Here is a 15888-nt window from a genome sequence, read left to right as displayed (position 1 = left end):
AAATTCCTGTTATTGTTTTGGTTAAGTTGTAATTCTGACAGGATTAACAGATTTATAAGGGTCTATAATGGCTGTGGATACCGATACCATATTAAAAGACTACATCAAGCGGCTAAACACCAGGTACAAGACGGGCATATCCCGTGAACACAGCTACAGGGGCGATTTGCAGAACCTCCTCGAATCTCTCTGCCCGGGTGTTCTCGTTACCAACGAGCCGGCGCGTGTAGAGTGCGGAGCGCCGGACTATATCCTTACGCGGCGTAATGTGCCCATCGGTTACATAGAGGCCAAAGACATCGGCGAAGATATCACCGGCAGAAAGCACAAAGAGCAGTTCGCCCGCTACCGCGGTTCACTCGGCAACCTGATAATAACCGATTACCTCGATTTCAGGCTCTACCGTGAAGGCGATTTTGTAAAATCAGTCCGCATAGCCAATGCCGATAGCGGCAGGATAAAACCCGATCCGGCAGCTTTTGCGGATTTTGCCGCCCTGATAGAAGAATTCACCGTTTACAGCGGCCAGACGGTTACAAGCCCCAAAAAACTCGCCGGACTGATGGCGGGCAAGGCGCGGCTGCTGGCAGATATCATAAAAAACGCCATCATCACAGACGAAAAATCCGGTTACGACAATATCCACAGCGGCGAAGACAACACGCTCAGGGAGCAGCTAAAGGCGTTTAAAGAGGTGCTTATACACGATATCAACCCGGGAGAATTCGCCGACATCTACGCCCAGACAATCGCATACGGAATGTTTGCCGCACGGCTAAATGATAAAAGCCTTGAGGATTTCAGCAGGCAGGAAGCCGCCGAGCTGATACCCAAATCAAACCCGTTTCTGCGTAAGCTCTTCCAGTATATCGCCGGGTATGACCTCGACGACAGGATAAAATGGCTCGTTGACGCGCTGGCGGATGTGTTCAGGGCGGCGGACGTCTCGCAAATCCTCAAGAATTTCGGCAGAGCGACACAGCAGACCGACCCGATGATACATTTCTACGAGACGTTTCTGGGCGAATACGACCCGAAACTGCGAAAATCTCGCGGCGTATGGTACACTCCCGAGCCGGTAGTAAGTTTCATCGTACGGGCGGTTGACGATATACTCAAATCCGAGTTCGGACTCAAAGACGGCCTTGCCGACACGTCAATGACCACCATAAAAACAGAGGTTCCCAGCAGCCGCAGCAAGACCGGCTTTAAACTGGTAGATGAACAGGTGCACCGTGTGCAGATACTCGACCCCGCCGCGGGAACGGGTACGTTTCTGGCGGAGGTTGTCCGGCAGATACACAAAAAATTCAGCGCCCAGCAGGGGATATGGAGCGGATACGTAGATAAACACCTCCTGCCCAGGCTCAACGGCTTCGAAATACTCATGGCATCCTACGCAATGGCGCATTTGAAACTTGAGATGCTGCTCGATGAAACAGGATATAAACCCCAGACAAACCAGCGGCTGCGCGTGTACCTGACAAACTCGCTCGAAGAGCACCACCCGGACACAGGAACACTGTTCGCAAACTGGCTCAGTACAGAGGCAAACGAGGCAAACCGAATAAAACGCGATACCCCCGTAATGTGCGTCATAGGAAACCCACCGTATTCCATCAGCAGTTCAAACAAAGGCGAATGGATCCAAAATCTAATAAGCGATTACAAGAAAGATTTAAATGAACGAAAATTAAACCTTGATGACGATTACATAAAATTCATTCGGTTTGGACAGCACTTTATAGAGAAAAACGGAGAAGGGGTACTGGCTTTTATCTCAAACAATAGCTTTATTGATGGTATTACTCACAGACAAATGAGGAAACATTTATTAGAATGCTTTGATAAAATATATATTCTGGATTTACACGGAAACTCTAAGAAAAAGGAAACAACGCCAGAAGGGGATAAAGACGAGAACGTTTTTGATATTATGCAAGGCGTTTCTATAAATATTTTTGTAAAAACAAAAAAAAAGAAAAAGAATGACTTGGGGAATGTATATTTTGCTCAGACATTTGGAAAAAGAAATTCTAAATATACTTATTTAAATCAAAGTGATATTAATTCGATTCAGTGGGAACAACTCAAGCCCAAAACTCCCAACTTTTTCTTTGTTCCGAAAAGATTTGACCTTGAAGAAAAGTACATTGCAGGACTAAAAATTTCTTATTTATTCAAAGTTTTCAGCACAGGTATTGAAACAAAATGTGATAATATAGCTGTTCAATTTACACAGCATCTTTCTAATTGCGTATTACAAGACTTTATTGAGAAAAAAGAAGAAGAACTAAAAATAATTTATAAAAGAAAAAACAGCCGCGGCTGGAATTACCAATGTGCAATCAAAGACATTAGAAATAATGATGCAAAAGTTAGAAAGATTTCTTATAGACCTTTTGATGAGCGATATGCTATTTATACTGGGTTTTCTGGCGGCATTATGGGAAGGCCGCGATCTGAGACTATGAAACATCTTCTTTCAAACAATCTTGCCATTAGCTCAACACGTAGTAGGAGAAATGATGCAGCTTGTTTTTATATTACAAAACAGATAACTGACAAAAGTATTACATCTTCATTAGACAACAACTATATATTCCCTCTGTATCTCTATCCCGACGCCGATTGTGACGGCATGTTCACTGACTCTGACCGTGTACCGAATCTGAATATGGAGATAGTGGATAAGATCGCTGCTAAGCTGGGTTTGCGTTTTACCGCTGAGAAGGAGGATAGCGAGGGCACGTTTGCCCCGATAGATATCTTAGACTATATCTACGCGGTTCTGCACTCTCCGGCATACCGCGAGAAGTACAAGGAGTTTCTCAAGATCGATTTTCCGCGTGTGCCGTATCCCGAAAACGCGGATATGTTTTGGCGGCTGGCGGAACTTGGCGGCCGGCTTCGGCGCGTGCACCTGCTTGAGAGCGAGCAGGCGCAGAATTATATAACCAGCTATCCTCTTGACGGGGATAATGTTATAACCCGCAAGATGACGGCAAAGAGTATCGGCTTTGAGCTGAAAGACGAGGATAACGGCACCGGCAGGGTGTGGATCAACGATAAGCAGTATTTTGACGGCGTGCCGCTGTCGGCGTGGGAGTTTTATATCGGCGGATACCAGCCCGCGCAGAAATGGCTCAAAGACCGCTGCGGCAGAGAACTGAGCTTTGATGATATCCTGCACTACCAGAAAATAATCGCCGCCCTGACCGAGACGGCCCGGATAATGCAAGAGATAGATAAAACAGGGTTTGTTGAATAAAAGCAGGTTAGCGGTAAATCTTGTCGTTTCAATGCAAGCACAAAACCCGCTTAACGACACCGAAAAGGCGGTTTTTGAGGCCGTTAAGGCTGATTCAGCGGCTACTGCGGGTGGGGGGAATCGAACCCCCACTTTCAGCTTGGGAAGCTGACGTTCTACCACTAAACCACACCCGCATATCTGGTATATGATTATATGGGTATATGCTCTGCGGGCAATATTTTTCCTGTAAGTTTTCAAGGATTTATTCAAAATAGCGGGCAATTAGGGTATAATGTCATTATGAGAGAATATCGTTGAAGTTTACAGCCGATGTGTAAAATGAAGTGTATTATGATAAAGCGGATAATAAGCAGTGCTGAAAATCGTTTACCGTCCTGAAAATAAAAAAAAGAGCCAGGTCCCAAGTGTTGGAACCTGACTTCGGAGGAGGGTGATGAAAAGTATGCTTATGGTATAAAAGACAACCTGGAATGTCAAGCTAAAGAATAAAATAATTTAAAAATTTTTATAATAAAACGTTTTAACAACTGAATCGAACAGAAACGAGCAAGAATATTCATGAATGCTAAGAAAACACTTGCAGATTTATACAGATTGAAAGAAAACAAACAAAAATTTTCCTGTATAACATGTTATGATTACACAACAGCGTCGATTATAGCCGGCACAGACATAGATACAGTCATGGTCGGAGATTCCGCCGCACAGGCGATTCTCGGCCACCGGACAACACTGCCGGCAGATATGGATACCATGGTTAAACTGACCGCGGCGGTTCGCAGGGGGCTTCCCGAGAGCCTTGTCATTGCGGATATGCCCTTTCTTTCATACCAGATCAGTATTGCCGAGGCCATCCGCAACGCCGGGCGGTTTATCACCGAAGCCGGCGCCGATATCGTCAAAATCGAGGTATCTGAACATGATATCGATACTGTCCGCGCGGTCAGCCGTGCCGGCATTGCCGTTATGGCGCATATAGGGATACGCCCGCAGTCGATAGGGCTCAGCGGCAGGCTCCGTGCCGAGGGCACCACGGCGATCCAGGCACGCGGGCTGATTGACCTGGCCCAACGAATGGTCGATGCCGGCGCGAGGATGCTTCTTGTAGAGGGTACCGCACGTGAAATAGCCGCGATAATCACCCGCCGAAGCCGCGTCCCGGTGTTGAGCTGCGGCTCTGGGCCGGACTGTGACGGGCAGGTGCTGGTTATAACCGATGTTCTTGGGCTCAATGAAGGCGCGAAACTGCCGAAATTCGCAAAATGTTTTGGCAGAGTAGGCGAAAACATAAGAGAGGCCCTCACTGAATACGATAAGCAGGTCAAAAACGCCTCGTTCCCCGATGATGCCACCTCGTACCACATACCTGCAAAAGAGCTTGAAAAACTCAATAAGGAATTAAACCGTAAAGAAAGCGAACAGCAGGCTTTATGATAAAACAATCCCTGGTACAGATCTATACGGGCCAAGGAAAGGGCAAGACCACAGCCGCGCTGGGGCTGGCGTTTCGTGCGTGCGGCAATGGCAACAGGGTTCTTATCTACCAGTTCTTGAAGCCGGCCGGCCTTGATCTCAGTGAGCGGAGAGCGGCGGCGGATTGCGGCCTTGATATTGAGATGCGGGCAATGAAAACAAGCTGGGATATGCTCACATCTTTAGACGACCTGGAGGTTTACAAAAAAACCGCGGCAGAAATAAAGACAATTATCACAGAGCTTAGAACCGCGGCGGCCTCGGGTGAGTATGATATGATAATTCTCGATGAAATCGTGTTCTGCGAATCGAAAGGGCTTGCGGAATTCGATGATATAAAGAAGCTTATAACAACCAGGGCCCGCGGCACGGAAATTGTCATGACCGGCAGGGGGGCTTCTGATAAAATGATAGAGCTGGCGGATCTGGTATCCGAAATGCGGCAGATAAAGCACCCTTTCCAGAAAGGCATCGCCGCCCGAAAGGGGATAGAATACTGAGGGGATTAAATTAAGAATTAAGAATTAAGAATTAGGAATTAGGAATTAGGAAAAAGTCAGTACGGTTAAATTGAATTAGAAGGTTATTATTATGGAACAGAATGTTGCATTGATTGTTTGCGGTGCGGGCCAGAGCAGCCGGTTTGGCAAAAAGACCAAGAAAATATTTCACAAGGTCGGCGGCAGTGCGCTTTTTATAAAGGCGATAGAGCCGTTTCTCAGCCATGACAGCGTCAAGCAGATAATCCTTACGATAGACGCGGCTGATCAGGAAAAACTCGAGATTAACCACGGCGCGTTTTGCGATTTTAACGGCATTAAGGTTGTGCACGGCGGCAAAGAGAGGTGCGAATCGGTCAACAACGCACTGCAAACGCTGCGGGACGATATCAATCTTGTCGCCATTCATGACGCCGCACGCTGCTGTATAAAACGCAAATGGATCGACGAGGTATTTGACACGGCCGCCCAGACAGGTGCCGCCATGCTCGCCGCGCCGGTAACGGCAACACTCAAGAAAGTCGAAGACGGCATCATCACCGCAACCGTTGAACGTGACGGCATGTACGAGGCACAGACGCCGCAGGTGTTCAGACGCGATATCATCGAAAAGGCCTACGCCCGCCTGGACGGCCACGAGGACAAGGCCGCCGTCAGTGATGATTCGATTCTCGTGGAAAATATCGGCGAAAAGGTGCATATCGTAAAAACCGACTATTCAAACCTCAAGATTACCGTCCCCGGCGATATTCCCATTGTCGAGGCCGTTCTCAAGACCTTTGCCCCGAAGAAGCAGGCGCCTCTGGGAGCTTTTGAAGAAGCCCAGTGGTAGCCGCATAGGTTTTCCCGACGCTGTACCAGAGTTGTTTATTGAATACAGAAAGGAAGTAATCATGGAAAAAGAGCAAAATCAAAATATCGATGATTTTTCACTTGTGCAGATATTCCGGGATTTCTACTGCAAAAAGATGGAATCCATCGTTGTTATCACCTATCTATACTCGATAGTGTTTATCGGCCTGCTCATCTTTTTCGCTGTCAGGTTCTCCTGTGCCCAGACAACCAAAGGCCAGATTCTCTATGCCGCACTGATAGTGATTATGGTGCAGGCCATGAGCGTAATGAAGGTTTTTGCGTTTGGGTTTATCCACAGAAACGCGATATTCAGGCGGCTTGACCGTATCGAAAAGCAGCTCCTGGAAAAAGAGTGATTTCAACTTTTCTCAGCAGCTGTATTCAGATCAGCCCGCTCAAAGGTTTTTATACCATACGTTCATGCTCTCGATACTGCCGGAGATGTTCGTGTTGCTTTTGAGCCTGCCGGCATAGTGGTAGCCTGATTTGGCGAATGTGATGTTCATGCCCGCCGAAACCGCTCTTGCTATTGTGTAGGCGGTTTTTATGCCGTGGGTTTTCATCTGGCTTTCCATGTATTTTAGCAGCCGCACGGCGAAACTTCTGCCGCGGTATTCGGGCAGCGTGGCAAAGTCGGTCATCTCCACATTCTCCGCCGTCTTGTCCATCTCGGAAGAGGCAAGCGAAACGAGTTTGCCCTCGATCTCAATCCCGAAGTAAACAATATGCTCCCGCATTGTCTCGATCAGATAATCAGGGTTGTCTATCGGGAACGGGTAGGAGTCGAACACCTTTTTGTAAATCTGGCTCATAACCTCGGCGTCTTCGGGGATGCACCATCTCAGGATTACGTCCCCGGGAAGAAACGGCGTTACACCGCCGCGGATTTTCTCCTGTGCAAGCTCCATGACCTTTTCGATATCTTCTATATCTTTTTCGTTCCTTCGCTGGTCGCTGAGGTATTTTGCCAGAAACATCCCCGCGTCTTTGCCGTTATAAAAGCCTGGTATTTCGGCTTCTTTTTCATAGCCGCTGTTGAGGAATTTTTCGGCGTCTTTTTTGGCAACCTTGGCGAATATCTTGGTGTATGCGTTTTTTTCAGCCAGTTCCTGCATTGCCGGTATCAGGGATTCCGGTTCGGCGTCGCCGAGTTTCATCAGATATATTCTTTGGCTTAGCGGGCCGTGCTGGATAAGGGCATCATGGAAATTTTCTGTCTTATCGCGTTGTTTTTCTTCAGTCATCACGAGTTCACCTCATTATTTTTAATGGTTTTGTCTTCATTTTTTAGTTTGTCCGGCATTGTCAGCGAAAATACGATAAAAAATGCCGCGGATAATACAATCCCGTAAAAACTGGCATCAAGCCCGATTCGGGCAAGCGACCCGGGCAGTGCAATCGTTTTTGTAAGCAGCAGCAGTGTTAATACGCCGCCGGATATCATGCCGGCAAACGCGCCGGCGCAGCTCGATTTCTTCCAGAAATACGCTCCGAGTGTCGGAACAAACAGCCCCGAGACCATAAACGCATACGCGTAGAGAATTGCGTCAAGAACCATCTCAAACTGTGCGGCCATAATAACCGCGGTGGCACCGATAATCAGCGTCGCCAGCATTGAGAGCCGCATAGAGCCTTTCGCGGAGATGTTCTTTATGAAATACCTCTCAATAACGTCGTTTACGAAGTTGCCCGACGATGCCATCAGACAGCTGTCCGCCGTTGACATAATCGCGGAAAAATAAGACGCTATTACAATTCCGGTAACGCCTATAGGCAGAATGTCCCGCACCAGCATAGGCAGTGCCATCTCGGCTTCGGCCTCCGGGAAAACCACCCGGGCGCACATACCCAGAAACACGCCGGTAAACGACATTATCGGATATTCAAATATGCCGGCGATATACCAGGCTCTTTTTGCCTGCTTCTCGTCTTTGCATGCGTACATCCGCTGGTAAAGGGTCATGCCTATCAGCCAAATAGGTATGATGGTGACCATCCAGTTTATGAATTTAACAGCGGTTATGTTGCCCAGAGAAAAGTATTCTTTGGGCAGCGTTTCTGTCAGCGCGCTTATGCCGCCGATCTTGAACAGAGTAACAGGTATGGTAACAAATATCAGTCCGCTGAGCAGGATTACCCACTGTATCGTATCGGTATATATTACCGCCTTTAAGCCGCCTACTACGGTGTAAAGTATCGTAACCACCGCGATAACCAGCAGAGCGAAAAGGATAGGATCCATCCCGAACGGGCTTTTTGGCAGGATCGTAGCCGATGCCAGCTTAGCGCCCGCCAGAAGCTGTGCTCCGGTAAAGCCCAGATAGCCGATACCTGAGATTATTGCCGCCAGCAGTGCTACCTTGCCGTTATATCTGTTTCGCAGAAAATCCGGATACGTAAAGAAATTCTTGTCCGCATCAATTGCCTTTATCCTCGGTATTACGAACACTGCCGTCAGCCACGCGCCCACAAGCCCAGTGAAGAGCAGCCAAGTTCCGGCAAGCCCCATCATAAAACCCACGCCGCCCAGGCCGATTGAAAACCCGCCGCCTACATCGGTTGCAACGATAGAGAGTCCAACATGCGAGGCTTTGATGTTGCGGCTGCCGACGTAATAGTCTTCGGTACTTTTATTTTTTCGGAAATGATAAAATCCAATCGCAAGTACCCCTGCCATATAAAGGGCAAATATAAGATAATCAAGAATTGTCAATTGCCTTCTCCTGTTTTAATTCATTTTGCTTTTCTTCTATGTTTATATTCTGCAGATGCGTCTTTATGCCGTGTTTGTGCAGCTCTCTTAGCAGATTTTTTCTTATATCAATACTGAGCATCCAGCCGTCCGCGGCAGTAGTCGCCCATGCAACTACCATACATTTTGCCGCCTGGGGGGTAAGCTCGGTTACCCAGAATCGCGGCGTTTCATTACCGGAAAAGTAGCTGCTGCCGTTGGGTGAATCTTTGGCGATTTGCTCGACAATATCCAGGTCCTGGCTGTTGTCTATCCAGAACTCAACATATACCCAGCGGTAATTGTCGATGAGCGAGTAGTTCACGAATTCCTTGTTCATCATCAGCGAGTTTGGCACCACATACCGCAGCCAGTCCCACCGCCTGAGTATGCAGTGTGTCAGGGTTACGTCCTCGATTGTTCCGTATTCGCCGTCAACCAGTACAATGTCGCCGATTTTGGCAAGTTTGCCAAAGCACAGTACAAGTCCGCATATCATATTCTCTATGAACGGCCTGGCGGCGATACCGATAACCACCGAAACACACGCTACTATCACAGAGATAAGCGTTGGCGAATACGTCCCGATAATTGGTGTCAGAACCGCTATCAGGGCGGTTCCGGCTATCAGTACAAGAATCGCCCGGCGCGTGATGCTGAAACGGCTCTCGAGACTGTTGAGCCTCTGTTCTTTGAACTTGCCTCTGCCGATCTTCTTGTTGAACCGCACATCGAACGTAGCCGCGACACGTTTTGACAGCGTCTCTTTCCTTGATTCTTCAAGGTTTTTGAGCCGCTTGAAGACGAAGTAAACGCCTATTGCCGCCGCCAGTATTATGCCGGCAATGTAGAAGAACAAACCGTGTGTCAGATAATAAAGCATATCAGCTGATTAGTCGTTTCTGCGGTCATATCTGTCATTTGATTCGGGTACAAGGGATATAGTTTTGTCGTGGTCGCCAAGCAGTTTCTCTATGCCGACGGACTTGAACTCACTGGCATCGCCCAGCTCGAGCTGTAGGTCGCATTTCTCACAGTTTCTGTCGCAGAAGATCGGTTCATAAGAATCGGGTTCTTTGTAAGTTGTAATAACGCCTTCATAGTTTCGCAGTACAACCTTGTTGGTTGACCATGAAATCAGGTAGTTTGGCATAACGGGGATTTTTCCGCCGCCGCCCGGTGCGTCTATAACATAGGTCGGTACGCAGAATCCGCTTGTATGGCCGATAAGGCCTTCAAGTATCTCAATACCCTTGCCTACCGGTGTCCTGAAATGGGTCAGGCCTTCCGACAGGTCGCATTGGTACAGATAGTACGGCCTGACACGGTTATAAGCCAGTTTTTGAACGAGAGCCTTCATGATTCTCGGGCAGTCATTTACGCCGGCAAGAAGCACGGACTGGTTGCCCAGAGGAATTCCGGCATCCGCCATCCTTGCAAGTGCCGCTCTCGAGGAGTTTGTAATCTCACGCGGATGGTTAAAGTGTGTGTTAATCCAGACGGGGTGATGTTTTCTGATCACCTTAACCAGATCCTCTGTTATACGGTAAGGCAGTACCACGGGTGTACGTGTGCCGATTCTGACAATCTCAACGTGATCAATCTTGCGAAGCTCACCGAGTATCCAGTCAAGTTTCTCGTCTGAAAGCAGGAACGGATCCCCGCCGCTCAAGAGAACGTCACGCACCTGAGGCGTATTTTTTATGTACTCAATCCCCTTGAGCATCTGCTCCTTGTCGGGTATCGAGTCAACATCGCCGACCTGGCGTTTACGCGTACAGTGGCGGCAGTACATCGCACACATGTTACTCACAAGGAAGAGCACCCTGTCAGGATACCTGTGTGTAATCCCCGGTACGGGGCTGTCTTTGTCCTCGTGCAGAGGGTCTGCCATGTCTGATTTTGTTATCATCATCTCCAGCGGTGACGGGAACGACTGCCTGAATACAGGGTCATTCTCGATATCATCTGTATTTATCAGTGAAAGATAATACGGAGTGATTGACATGGGGAACTTTTGCACAGTATGTTTGAACGCATCCTTCATCTGATCGGGCAGTTCTATACCCAGAAGTTCCTGAAACGTCTCCAGGTCATGAATACAGTGTTTGATCTGCCATTTCCAGTCACGCCAGTGCGTGCTGGTGGTGTGTTCATCAATATTGTCAATAATACTTTGCTGTGATTCGCTTAATTTCATTGTTTTATCCATAATTGCTTACTATCCTTTTTTTTGATATAATTGTGTTTCAGTTTCGCCGGCCTCTGAGCTTTTAAACTGTTTGGCTTCCATTAAATCTACAACACGCTCAAGCGACATTGCGATAGCCGCCTGCTCAAGTTCCGGCAGTTTGCGAAGAGCGTCAGAGAAACTTTCCTGCATAAGAGACGGTGCCGAATCCGCAAGGCTTTGGCCCTCTTGCGTAAGTTTGACAAATACCTTGCGACGGTCAACCGTATCTCTGATGCGGGCAACAAGACCCTTCTTCTCAAGCCTGTCAATTATGCCGTTAATCGTGCTTACGCTTAGATTTACGGACTTAGACAGGGCCGATTGGGTCATCTTGCCCTCGCTTGCCAGCGTGTGGATGCAGATAAGCTGCGGCGCTGTGATCTGGTAATTCTGATTCAGCTTGCGCGAATGGATATCCACCGCGTGGATTATCCGACGCAGAGACATCAGAATCCGGACCTGGCATTCTTCGAAAAACTCACAAGACGCTTCTTCTGAGTTGTTTAATATATTTTTAAATAAAAACTTTCGCATTGAATTGATTCCTGTACGAAACATTCTATCACGAAAGGAATCGCCTGTCAAGCATTAAACCAGAATTTTTTGTTAAGGCAGCATATTCATATTTAGAAACTTGAAAGAAGATAGTTTCATGTTAGAATTACAATTGCAGATTTTAAAAAGATTTTCTAAGTCCGGGTAGCTGCGGTTTTTGTCTTGTATCTTAAATAATTAAACGGGCTATATAGGGCAAATTTTGTTTTTATAAATGTTAAGTATAGGGATAGACAATGTTTAGCAGATCATTTTTAATCACAGCGGCATTTTTAGCATGTCTAATTATCGGCTTTTCAGGATGCATGCGTATTGATTCTTCCCATACAGTCATGCCTGAGAGCGGTAGTCTTTCGTCTTTGGCAGCAGTCATTCCAGGCAGGACTTACCGTTCATCTTCAAGCGCCGCAGAATGGAGAAATACCAACGAAGACGCACGGGTTATTGAGCCCGGCCAGACCCTTGAGATTGCGAATCTCCAGGGTCCGGGCGTTATAAACCATATCTGGTCAACAATGGTAATCGGCGAGTTGTTCCACCCGCGGCTTCTTGTGATACGCATGTATTGGGATGGTTCGCAGCACCCGTCTGTAGAGTGCCCGCTGGGTGATTTTTTCGGCGTGGGGTTTGGTCTTGAACGTGACCTGCACAGCAAGCCGATAAATGTAGGCTCGCACGGCCGCGCACGCAACTGCTACTGGAAGATGCCGTTCCGCGAATCCGCACGTATAACGATCACCAACGAGGGGCGCAAAGCAATATCGCCGTTTTTCTGGTATGTTGACTGGCAGCAGGTACCGAGTCTGCCGGACAACGCGGCCTACTTCCATGCGATGTATCGACAGGAACACCCTGCCCGCCCGGGTAATTATGTTGTCGCGGATATCGAGGGCGAGGGCCAGTATGTCGGAACGCTCCTCAATATTCATCAAAAACAGGGGTCATGGTGGGGTGAAGGTGATGACTTCTTTTTTATTGATGGCGAGAAAGAGCCGTCTCTCAGGGGCACCGGCAGCGAGGATTACCTCTGTGATGCCTGGGGTGTCCGCCTGTCATCGTATCCTGAGTACGGCACGAGTGTGTTTGAATACAATGCCCCCGATTCGCGGACAAGTTCTTACCGCTGGCATATTTCCGATCCGGTATCGTTTGACAAATCGCTGCGGTTTGAGATAGAGCACAAAGGTGTGGTCTTTGACGAGAAGGGTGAGCTGATAACTCATTTCGGCGAGCGGGATGATGATTTCTCTTCTGTTGCATTCTGGTACCAGCGGCAAATACATAAGCCGTTTCCGCCGCTGCCGCCGGCATACGATCGCATCCGTCATGACCCTGATAATGTCATTGAAGCCGAATCGTTACTGGAAAATATAACAGTTCGCGGCGGTAAAGCCCAGATCCAATACGGCCCGTGGAGCGGCGCAAGACAGGTCAGAAGCGATACTGCTGAGCCGGGCCAGGAACTTGAGCTGGAATTTGAAGTTGAAAAAGCCGGCTTATATACCTTGTCTTTCTACCTGACCAAGGCAACCAATTACGGCATATACACCGCTTACGTCAACGGCAATGCGGCTGGTAAGCCCATGGACCTCTACACCGAGAGTTTTCATACAAGAGGCTTTATATTGCCAAACCAGAACCTCGCCGCTGGGAAAAACAAGCTCACATTGCGCAATACAGGCAAAAACGGCGCCTCGACAGGCTACGGAATCGGTATTGACTGTATTGTCGCGGAGAAAAAGCAATAGGGCTGCTGATTTTCCAGTGACGTCAGTAAGCTGAAGAAAAATCAGCACCAGATTTTGGGTTCTGCAGAGACAAGCTCTTTCTGCGATGCAGCAGACATGGATTCATTTGTATTATTTTGCACCAATATAAAATGAACAGTGACTCGCTTTATGTGCAGCTGCGCAGAAATTAGAGGTGCTATGGCCTTGCGTGTTAAGTCTCTGTTTGGCAGTCATTTAAGAAATAAAGATGCAGCCGTCCAATGGCGATAATCTCCGCAATCTGATAACAGTACCAGATTTATCTTGAACATATTGCTATCTTTATGGTATCATAACACAAACATTAACAATTTAAAAAAGGAGACTTAACGATGAGAAAATTTTTGAGAAGAAAACACACGATCTATTTTGTTGCCGGCGCTGCGGCAGTATTTTTAGCCGCATCTTACGTACATTCACATTGCCAGATACCGTGCGGCATCTACGGCGATGACACAAGGTTTGAAATCATGTCAGAGCACATTGACACGATCGAGAAGTCAATGAAGATGATAGACGAGCTCTCGGCAAAAAAAGAGAAAGACATGAACCAGATTGTCCGCTGGGTTACCAATAAAGAAGACCACGCCGCCCAGTTGAGCGAAATAATAACATATTATTTCATGGCACAGCGTATAAAGCCCGTTTCGACTGCCCAGAACGATGCGCAGAAAGAGCTTTATACAAAACAGGTTACGCTGCTGCATGAGATGCTGGTAACCACAATGCAGACCAAGCAGTCAACCGATTTGACGTTGATTCCAAAACTGCGCGGCCAGCTCCATGATTTCAGTCATCTGTACAACGAAAAAGCTGAATGAGGCCAAAATGAAAAATATAAACATAAAAGCGGTAGTGCTGGCGGTCATAGCGATTCTGGCGATAATTATCATCTTCCAGAACAGAGCATCTGTTGAAACGAAAATTCTGTTCGTCAGCTTTCAGATGCCCCGGTTTATTCTGCTTGTGCTGACTTTCCTGCTTGGATTCACGGCCGGTGTAATCGCCTTGATGAAGGTAAACCGCGGCAGGAGCAAGTCAATTGAAGACAAAAAAGATAAATAGCTTAGTCTTTTCGCTGCTGCTTATACTGTCAATAATAACAGGCTGCAGCGCGGAGAAAAATAAAATGCCCGCGCAGGATAAGATAATAGAGGATTTCAGCGGCGGCTCTGGCGGCTGGGAATTTATCTCTGATGATGTTATGGGCGGTCTCTCCACCGGCAGGATGCAGATGAGCCGTGATGCAGACGAGGCATCGCTCAAGATGACCGGCAGGGTCTCGCTCGAGAACAACGGCGGATTCATTCAGGTGCGGCGGAAAATCGCTGAGAAGGGCAGGTATTTCGATGCCTCCGGCTTCGCCGGCGTGAGAATCCGGGTAAAGGGTGACGGCCATGATTACGCTGTTCACCTTCGCAGCAGGGCGACCTGGCTGCCGTGGCAGTATTACGAGGCAAAATTCAAAACCACCGGTCAGTGGCAGACGGTAGAGCTTGCTTTTGAGAAGTTTGAGCCGTATTTCCTGAAAAGCCGCCTCAATACCGCAAAGCTCAAGACAATCGCCATAGTGGCAATTAAAGAGGCTTTCGAGCCGGAAATTGAAATAAAAGAAATAAGTTTTTACGTGGATAGAATGTACAATAAACTAACTCCGGAAGAAGAACGAATCATAATCGGCAAAGGCACCGAAAGGCCTTTCAGCGGGAAGTTTTATATGCACTTTGAAGACGGCTGCTATGTATGCAGAAGGTGCGGGGCGAAGCTGTTTGAATCCGGCTCGAAATTCAAATCCGAGTGCGGCTGGCCCAGTTTCGACGATTCCATTCCCGAGGCGGTCAAACGCAAGAGAGACGCCGACGGGGTCAGAACCGAAATTTTATGCGCCAACTGCGGCGGACACCTGGGGCATGTGTTCAACGGAGAGGGTCTGACCGAGAAAAATACCCGTTACTGCGTTAACTCTTTGAGCATGGATTTTGAACCGGTTACCGGCAGAGCGATCTTCGCCGCGGGCTGTTTCTGGGGCGTTGAGCATTATTTCAAGAAACAGGACGGCGTTATCTCAACCACCGTCGGCTATATCGGCGGCAATGTCGAGAATCCGACCTATAAGCAGGTGTGCTATGAAGACACCGGCCATGCCGAAGCGCTGCTTGTGGAATATGACCCGGACAAGACCGGCTATGAACAGCTGGCGAAGCTGTTTTTTGAGATACACGATTTTACTCAGCTCAACCGCCAGGGGCCCGATATCGGAGAGCAGTACCGCTCGGCAGTTTTCTACACTGACCAGACACAGAAACAGACCGCTCAAAAACTGATTGACCGGCTCAAAAGCATGGGATACGATGTGAAGACCAGCTTAGAAGAGGCCGGCGAATTTTACGAAGCAGAAGATTACCACCAGGATTACTACGAGAAAACCGGTAAACAGCCGTATTGCCACAGCCGCAGAATAATATTTGATCAATAGGGCAGCGGGTTGTTTTGTGGGG

Annotated in this window: 14 protein-coding genes, 1 tRNA gene and 1 pseudogene; 10 read left to right on the top strand and 6 right to left on the bottom strand. The window is 47.9% G+C overall.

Annotated elements, in window-relative coordinates:
• The first annotated feature begins 67 nt into the window (after positions 1-67).
• A complete protein-coding gene (locus tag SMSP2_RS09515; protein ID WP_146683722.1) occupies positions 68-3271 on the top strand; it encodes a type ISP restriction/modification enzyme in 3204 nt (1067 codons plus the stop codon).
• 105 nt (positions 3272-3376) lie between these two features.
• On the opposite strand, the gene SMSP2_RS09510 is transcribed toward SMSP2_RS09515, so the two are convergent.
• Positions 3377-3447 (bottom strand) — tRNA-Gly (locus SMSP2_RS09510).
• Between the two features lie 385 nt (positions 3448-3832).
• On the opposite strand from SMSP2_RS09510, the gene panB reads away from it, so the two are divergent.
• From panB to SMSP2_RS09490, 4 genes are all read left to right on the top strand, one after another.
• Complete coding sequence (panB, locus tag SMSP2_RS09505) at positions 3833-4708, top strand: 3-methyl-2-oxobutanoate hydroxymethyltransferase (protein ID WP_146683721.1); 876 nt, start codon at positions 3833-3835, stop codon at positions 4706-4708.
• Complete coding sequence (locus SMSP2_RS09500) at positions 4705-5247, top strand: cob(I)yrinic acid a,c-diamide adenosyltransferase (RefSeq protein WP_146683720.1); 543 nt, start codon at positions 4705-4707, stop codon at positions 5245-5247. Before panB ends, SMSP2_RS09500 begins: the two co-directional genes overlap by 4 nt.
• Positions 5248-5338: 91 nt before the next feature.
• Positions 5339-6079 carry a 2-C-methyl-D-erythritol 4-phosphate cytidylyltransferase gene (ispD, locus tag SMSP2_RS09495; protein WP_146683719.1) on the top strand — a complete coding sequence of 247 codons (741 nt, stop codon included), beginning with the start codon at positions 5339-5341 and terminating at the stop codon, positions 6077-6079.
• Positions 6080-6140: 61 nt separating this feature from the next.
• A complete protein-coding gene (locus tag SMSP2_RS09490) occupies positions 6141-6458 on the top strand; it encodes a DUF6768 family protein (protein WP_146683718.1) in 318 nt (105 codons plus the stop codon).
• 39 nt (positions 6459-6497) lie between these two features.
• Here the strand turns inward: SMSP2_RS09490 and ablB are convergent, their stop codons facing one another.
• The 5 genes from ablB to SMSP2_RS09465 are packed head-to-tail and all read right to left on the bottom strand — an operon-like array spanning position 6498 to position 11600.
• Positions 6498-7346 carry a putative beta-lysine N-acetyltransferase gene (gene ablB, locus SMSP2_RS09485; protein ID WP_146683717.1) on the bottom strand — a complete coding sequence of 283 codons (849 nt, stop codon included), beginning with the start codon at positions 7344-7346 and terminating at the stop codon, positions 6498-6500.
• Positions 7346-8815, bottom strand: a complete 1470-nt coding sequence (locus SMSP2_RS09480) for a sodium:solute symporter family protein (RefSeq protein ID WP_146683716.1) — start codon at positions 8813-8815, stop codon at positions 7346-7348. Before SMSP2_RS09480 ends, ablB begins: the two co-directional genes overlap by 1 nt.
• Entirely contained in the window at positions 8802-9716 is a 915-nt protein-coding gene (locus SMSP2_RS09475; protein ID WP_146683715.1) for a mechanosensitive ion channel family protein, read from the bottom strand. The genes SMSP2_RS09480 and SMSP2_RS09475 overlap by 14 nt, the downstream gene beginning before the upstream one ends.
• Positions 9717-9725: 9 nt before the next feature.
• Positions 9726-11033 (bottom strand): lysine 2,3-aminomutase, encoded by a 1308-nt coding sequence (gene kamA / locus SMSP2_RS09470; RefSeq protein ID WP_146683714.1) that lies wholly within the window; start codon positions 11031-11033, stop codon positions 9726-9728.
• A 21-nt stretch (positions 11034-11054) separates the two neighbouring features.
• Positions 11055-11600, bottom strand: coding sequence for a MarR family winged helix-turn-helix transcriptional regulator (locus SMSP2_RS09465; protein WP_186804667.1), 546 nt, complete (start codon positions 11598-11600; stop codon positions 11055-11057).
• Between the two features lie 326 nt (positions 11601-11926).
• On the opposite strand from SMSP2_RS09465, the gene SMSP2_RS09460 reads away from it, so the two are divergent.
• The 5 genes and pseudogenes from SMSP2_RS09460 to SMSP2_RS15275 all read left to right on the top strand — a co-directional run bounded on the left by SMSP2_RS09460 (position 11927) and on the right by SMSP2_RS15275 (position 15866).
• Positions 11927-13369, top strand: coding sequence for a DUF2961 domain-containing protein (locus SMSP2_RS09460; protein ID WP_186804666.1), 1443 nt, complete (start codon positions 11927-11929; stop codon positions 13367-13369).
• A 353-nt stretch (positions 13370-13722) separates the two neighbouring features.
• The gene (locus SMSP2_RS09455; protein WP_146683711.1) at positions 13723-14211 is read left to right on the top strand and encodes a superoxide dismutase [Ni]; all 489 of its coding nucleotides are present in this window, start codon (positions 13723-13725) and stop codon (positions 14209-14211) included.
• A gap of 7 nt (positions 14212-14218) precedes the next feature.
• Positions 14219-14455 carry a LapA family protein gene (locus SMSP2_RS09450; RefSeq protein ID WP_186804665.1) on the top strand — a complete coding sequence of 79 codons (237 nt, stop codon included), beginning with the start codon at positions 14219-14221 and terminating at the stop codon, positions 14453-14455.
• Positions 14456-14519: 64 nt separating this feature from the next.
• Positions 14520-14960, top strand: a pseudogene (locus SMSP2_RS15280) (CIA30 family protein); the annotation flags it as partial.
• Between the two features lie 66 nt (positions 14961-15026).
• Positions 15027-15866 carry a bifunctional methionine sulfoxide reductase B/A protein gene (locus SMSP2_RS15275; protein ID WP_418287779.1) on the top strand — a complete coding sequence of 280 codons (840 nt, stop codon included), beginning with the start codon at positions 15027-15029 and terminating at the stop codon, positions 15864-15866.
• The last annotated feature ends 22 nt before the right edge of the window (positions 15867-15888 follow it).

Origin of the sequence: Limihaloglobus sulfuriphilus (assembly GCF_001999965.1) — a bacterium.
Lineage (GTDB): Bacteria > Planctomycetota > Phycisphaerae > Sedimentisphaerales > Sedimentisphaeraceae > Limihaloglobus > Limihaloglobus sulfuriphilus.
Note: the sequence above shows the minus strand (reverse complement) of the source record. Positions and strands in the feature narration are given on the sequence as shown.

Coding starts and splice junctions, on each gene's coding strand:
- SMSP2_RS09515 (WP_146683722.1), top strand. CDS start 68: ATGGCTGTGGATACCGATACCATATTAAAAGACTACATCAAGCGGCTA.
- panB (WP_146683721.1), top strand. CDS start 3,833: ATGAATGCTAAGAAAACACTTGCAGATTTATACAGATTGAAAGAAAAC.
- SMSP2_RS09500 (WP_146683720.1), top strand. CDS start 4,705: ATGATAAAACAATCCCTGGTACAGATCTATACGGGCCAAGGAAAGGGC.
- ispD (WP_146683719.1), top strand. CDS start 5,339: ATGGAACAGAATGTTGCATTGATTGTTTGCGGTGCGGGCCAGAGCAGC.
- SMSP2_RS09490 (WP_146683718.1), top strand. CDS start 6,141: ATGGAAAAAGAGCAAAATCAAAATATCGATGATTTTTCACTTGTGCAG.
- ablB (WP_146683717.1), bottom strand. CDS start 7,346: ATGACTGAAGAAAAACAACGCGATAAGACAGAAAATTTCCATGATGCC.
- SMSP2_RS09475 (WP_146683715.1), bottom strand. CDS start 9,716: ATGCTTTATTATCTGACACACGGTTTGTTCTTCTACATTGCCGGCATA.
- kamA (WP_146683714.1), bottom strand. CDS start 11,033: ATGAAATTAAGCGAATCACAGCAAAGTATTATTGACAATATTGATGAA.
- SMSP2_RS09465 (WP_186804667.1), bottom strand. CDS start 11,600: ATGCGAAAGTTTTTATTTAAAAATATATTAAACAACTCAGAAGAAGCG.
- SMSP2_RS09460 (WP_186804666.1), top strand. CDS start 11,927: ATGCGTATTGATTCTTCCCATACAGTCATGCCTGAGAGCGGTAGTCTT.
- SMSP2_RS09455 (WP_146683711.1), top strand. CDS start 13,723: ATGAGAAAATTTTTGAGAAGAAAACACACGATCTATTTTGTTGCCGGC.
- SMSP2_RS09450 (WP_186804665.1), top strand. CDS start 14,219: ATGAAAAATATAAACATAAAAGCGGTAGTGCTGGCGGTCATAGCGATT.
- SMSP2_RS15275 (WP_418287779.1), top strand. CDS start 15,027: ATGTACAATAAACTAACTCCGGAAGAAGAACGAATCATAATCGGCAAA.